The sequence below is a fragment of the Micromonospora sp. genome (assembly GCF_048594385.1).
Classification (GTDB): domain Bacteria; phylum Actinomycetota; class Actinomycetes; order Mycobacteriales; family Micromonosporaceae; genus Micromonospora; species Micromonospora wenchangensis.
In genome coordinates this window covers 1-4,540 of sequence record NZ_JBMDWU010000383.1, presented here as the reverse complement: position 1 = coordinate 4,540, position 4,540 = coordinate 1, and the positions used below count along the sequence as shown (strand labels likewise).

General features: G+C 74.8%; 4 protein-coding genes. 3 read left to right on the top strand and 1 reads right to left on the bottom strand.

Annotated elements, in window-relative coordinates; all coding sequences use genetic code 11:
* From ACOJTC_RS20505 to ACOJTC_RS20495, 3 genes are all read left to right on the top strand, one after another.
* On the top strand, positions 1–1,077 hold a 1,077-nt coding region (locus ACOJTC_RS20505; RefSeq protein WP_420118090.1), incomplete at its 5' end, for a beta-ketoacyl-[acyl-carrier-protein] synthase family protein.
* Positions 1,074–2,159, top strand: a complete 1,086-nt coding sequence (locus ACOJTC_RS20500; protein ID WP_420118089.1) for a branched-chain amino acid aminotransferase — start codon at positions 1,074–1,076, stop codon at positions 2,157–2,159. The genes ACOJTC_RS20505 and ACOJTC_RS20500, both read left to right, overlap by 4 nt.
* Positions 2,159–3,772: a polyketide synthase gene (locus ACOJTC_RS20495; protein ID WP_357934261.1), complete on the top strand. Its 1,614-nt coding sequence runs from the start codon at positions 2,159–2,161 to the stop codon at positions 3,770–3,772. The genes ACOJTC_RS20500 and ACOJTC_RS20495 overlap by 1 nt, the downstream gene beginning before the upstream one ends.
* Positions 3,773–3,817: 45 nt before the next feature.
* On the opposite strand, the gene ACOJTC_RS20490 is transcribed toward ACOJTC_RS20495, so the two are convergent.
* Positions 3,818–4,282, bottom strand: coding sequence for a PaaI family thioesterase (locus ACOJTC_RS20490; RefSeq protein ID WP_363656924.1), 465 nt, complete (start codon positions 4,280–4,282; stop codon positions 3,818–3,820).
* Between the last annotated feature and the right edge of the window lie 258 nt (positions 4,283–4,540).

Genomic DNA, 4,540 nt, shown 5'->3' with positions numbered 1-4,540 from the left:
CACTACACCGGCAAGCAACGGCGGCGTATGGCCCGGTTCAGCCTGTTCGCGGTGGCCGCCTCGCGCGCGGCGGTCGCCGACGCCGGGCTCACCGTCGACGCCGGCAACGCCGCCCGGGTCGGCGTGGTGGTCAACGCCGCGGTCGCCGGCTTCGACACCGTCGAGGCCACCGTACGCGGGCTGCTCGCCCCCGACCCGACGGCGCCCCTGTCGCACTTCGTGCCGTCGTCGCTGACCAACATGCCGGCGTGCGAGGTGGCCATCGAGGTGGGTGCGCACGGGCCGGTCAACGCCAGCGCGCTGGCCTGCGCCAGTGGCGCGTACGCGCTGCTCGACGCCCGCCGGTTGATCCTGTCCGGGGAGGCCGACGTGGTCATCTGCGGCGGCACCGACGCGGCGATCACCCCGGCCATGTTCGCCGGCCTGGTGAGCATGGGGGCGATGTCCCAGCGCAACGACGACCCGACCGGCGCGAGCCGGCCCTTCGCCGCCGACCGGGACGGCTTCGTCTTCGGCGAGGGGGCGGTGATCCTGGTGCTGGAGTCCGCCGCGCACGCCCGTCGCCGGGGTGCCACCCCGTACGCGACCGTCGCCGGTGGCGCGCTGACCAGCGACGCCTTCCACGTCAGCGCCCCCCGTCCCGGCGGGGTGTTCGCCGCCGAGGCGATCCGGCAGGCGCTCGACCGGTCCGGGGTCCGCCCCGACGCGGTCGACTACATCTGCGCCCACGGCACCTCGACGAAGGCCAACGACCTGACCGAGACGGTCGCCATCCGGGCGGCCCTCGGGGCAGCGGCCGACCGGGTCGCCGTCAGCGCGCCCAAGTCGATGCTCGGGCACCTGATCGGCGCGGCGGGCGCCCTCGGCGCGATGGTGTGCGCCCTGGCGATCCGCGAGGGCGTCGTCCCGCCGACGGTCAACCTGCACCAGCCCGATCCCGACTGCGACCTGGACTACGTGCCCCACCAGGCCCGGGAGACGCCGGTGCGGGTGGCGCTCACCAACGCCTTCGGCTTCGGCGGGCAGAACTGCGTCGTCGTGTTCACCGATACCCCGTCGCGAGGAGAGTCCGGATGACCGCGCAGTTCCCGCTGATCCCCACCGACCACCCCACCCCGCCGCAGACCCGGGAGGAGATCCTCGCCGACCCGGGTTTCGGCCGCTACTTCACCGACCACATGGCCACCGCCGTGTGGTGGGGCGACGCCGGCTGGCACGACCACCGGGTGGGCGCGCTGGAGCCGTTCACCATGCACCCCGGCGCGGCGGTCCTGCACTACGCGCAGGAGATCCTCGAAGGGCTCAAGGCGTTCCGGCACGCCGACGGCAGCATCTGGCTGTTCCGCCCGGAGCTCAACGCGCGCCGGTTCGCCGCGTCGGCCCGCCGGATGGTCCTGCCGGAGCTGGACGAGGAGACCTTCGTCGAGAGCGTGGCCGCGCTGGTCCGCGCCGACGAGGCGTGGGTGCCGCCGTACGGCGGTGAGCAGAGCCTCTACCTGCGCCCGTTCATGTTCGCCTCGGAGGCGTTCCTCGGGGTGCGTCCCGCCCAGCACGTCACCTACTGCGTGCTGGCCTGCCCGGCCGGGTCGTACTTCCCCAACGGGGTCACCGGCGTCACGCTCTGGGTCAGCACCACCTACAGCCGGGCCTCGATCGGTGGCACCGGCGCGGCCAAGTGCGGCGGCAACTACGCGGCCAGCCTCGCCCCGCAGCGGGAGGCCCTCGGCCACGGCTGCGAGCAGGTGCTCTACCTGGGCGGCGAGGGGCGGCGCAGCATCGACGAGTCGGGCACCATGAACGTCTTCTTCGTCACCCGCGACCACCAGCTGCTCACCCCCGGCCTGGGCACCATCCTCGACGGGGTGACCCGCGACAGTGTGTTGACCCTCGCCGCCGAGCACGGGCTGGAGCCGGTGCAGCGCACCATCGACCTGGACGAGATGCGCACCGGGTTCGCCGACGGAACGATGACCGAGGCGTTCGCGGCCGGTACGGCGGCGGTGATCACGCCGATCGTCGGGCTCAAGAGCGACGACTTCGCCCTCACCATCGGTGACGGGGCGCCGGGCAAGTACACCCAGCAGTTCCGGGAGCGGCTGCTCGACATCCAGACCGGCCGGGCTGACGACCCCCACGGCTGGATGCGCCGGGTGCTGTAGTGCCCACCCCGATCGCGGTCGTCGGGATGGCGGTCCGCGCGCCCGGCGGGGTGTCGAGCCCCGACGCGTACTGGTCGGCGCTCCTCGCCGGCCGGGACCTCACCGGCGAGCTGCCCGACGACCGCCGGGCCGGGTTCGGCACGCAGTGGGACGGCATGGTCACCCGGGGCGGCTACCTCGACGCCGTGTTCGACTTCGACGCGAAGTTCTTCGGCATCTCGCCCCGGGAGGCCCGGGTCCTCGACCCGCAGCACCGGCTGCTGCTGGAGGTGGTGTGGGAGGCGTTCGAGGACGCCGCGATCCCGGTCGCCACCGTGGCCGGCGGCACCGGGGTCTTCGTCGGGGTGACCGGCCGGGACTACCGGCAGTGGCTGACCGGGGACCCGAACTCGTATTGGACGATCGGCAACGGGCACAGCTTCACCGCCGGGCGGGTCGCGTACACCCTGGGGTTGCGGGGGCCGGTGTTCGCGCTGGACACGGCCTGCTCGTCGTCGCTGGTGGCGGTGCACACGGCGGCGCGGGCACTTTCGGCGGGTGACTGTGACGCGGCGGTCGCCGGCGGGGTCAACCTGATCCTCGCCCCGAGCACCACCCGGTCGGTGGCGCAGACCGGTGCGTTGTCGCCGGACGGCCGGTCGCGTCCGTTCGACGCCGACGCCAACGGGTTCGTCAGGGGTGAGGGCTGCGCGATGCTGCTGCTCAAGCGGCTGGCAGACGCGCAGCGCGACGGTGACCGGGTGCTCGCGGTGCTGCGCGGCACCGGGATCAACCACGACGGCCGGACGCCGACGTTCACCACGCCGAACGTGTCGGCCCAGGCGGGGCTGATCGACGCGGTGCTGGCCGCCGCCGGGATCACCCCCGGTGAGATCGGCTACCACGAGGCGCACGGCACCGGGACCCCGCTGGGTGACCCGGCCGAGATGTCGGCGGTCGCGGCGGCGCTGGGCCGCGCCGACGGCCCGCCGCTGCACGTGGGTTCGGTGAAGGGCAACATCGGCCACACCGAGTCCGCCGCCGGGGTGCTCGGGCTGGTGAAGGCGGTGCTCTGCCTCCAGCGCCGCACCATCGCCCCGCAGGCCAACTTCCGCACCCTCAACCCACGCATCGACCTCACCGGCACCGGCATCGAGATCCCGGTCGCCCCGGTCGACTGGGATGACCGGTTCGGGGCCTGCGCGTCGACCAGCTCGTACGGGATGAGCGGCACGAACGCCTTCGCGGTGCTGTCGCCCGCCCCGCCGGTGCCGCCGGCCGTGCCGCCGCCGGTGGACGGGTTCCCGGTGTCGGCGGCCACCGGGCCGGCGCTCGCCGAGTTGGCCCGCCGCTACGCCGACCGGTTGGCCGGTCTGCCGGCGGCGGACTTCCCGGCGTTCGCCGGCACCGCCGCAGGGGGGCGGACCCGGCTGGCGCACGCGGTGTGGGTGCGGGCGTCCGGCCCGACGCAGGCGGCCGAGGCGCTGACCGCGGTGGCCGCCGGCACGGACCACCCGGACGTGCGGGTGCTCGGCGCGGACGATCCGCTGCCGATGCCGAAAGGCCGGGTGGTGGCTCCGCTGCCGACCTACCCGTGGCAGCGGCGCACCCACGTGGTGGACCGCCCGGACTGAGCGGCCCGGCGTCCCCGCCGCCGGATGAACCGGCCGGCCGGTGGGTCAGCTACCGGCCCGGACGGCCTGCTCGGCGCGCAGGGCCGCCCGGGTGGCCCGCGACGGCAGCGCGAAGTGCAGGGTGGACGCGGCCACCAGCGTGCCCCGGCGGTCGCTGGCGCGGGCGTCCACCACCGCCGACCGGCTGGCCAGCTTGATCACCTCGGCGGTGACCCGCAGCTCTCCCGGCTCGGCGGGTGCGAGGAAGCTGATGCTGCTGTGCGCCAGCACCATCGCCGGTGTCGGGCCGATCAGCACGGTCACCGCGACGAAGCCGGTCAGGTCCATCGCCCAGAACATGGCCGGCCCGGAGATCGTGCCGTCGAGGCGCAGTTCGAGGCAGTCGGGGCCGGTCACCGAGACGACCCGGTCGTCGTCGACCGACTCCAGGCGCAGGCGCTCGGCGCCGGAGATGACCTCGGCGAGCCAGGCCCGCGCCTCATCGACCGACATCACAGCTCGGCTAGGCATGGACGCCACTATAGGCGAAGACCGGGTAGCGCTCCGTCCCTACCTGATCACCCTGGCGTAGCGGATTCACCACCCGGACGCCCCGCCCGCCGGATCGTCCACCGTGGACCCGGCCGCCGGGGCGCCCCGGGGGGGGCCCGCTCCGCCCGCCCCGCCGGCCGGACCCGCGGGGCCGGCCCCGCGGGGCGGTCGGGGTGCGGCGGGCCCGGGGGGCGGCGGTCACTCCAGCACGAACGTTGCGTCGGCGTTGCCGGTGGC

Bases quoted from the DNA above. Each gene is read 5' to 3' on its own strand.
- ACOJTC_RS20490 (WP_363656924.1), bottom strand. From the start codon at position 4,282: ATGCCTAGCCGAGCTGTGATGTCGGTCGATGAGGCGCGGGCCTGGCTC.
- ACOJTC_RS20500 (WP_420118089.1), top strand. From the start codon at position 1,074: ATGACCGCGCAGTTCCCGCTGATCCCCACCGACCACCCCACCCCGCCG.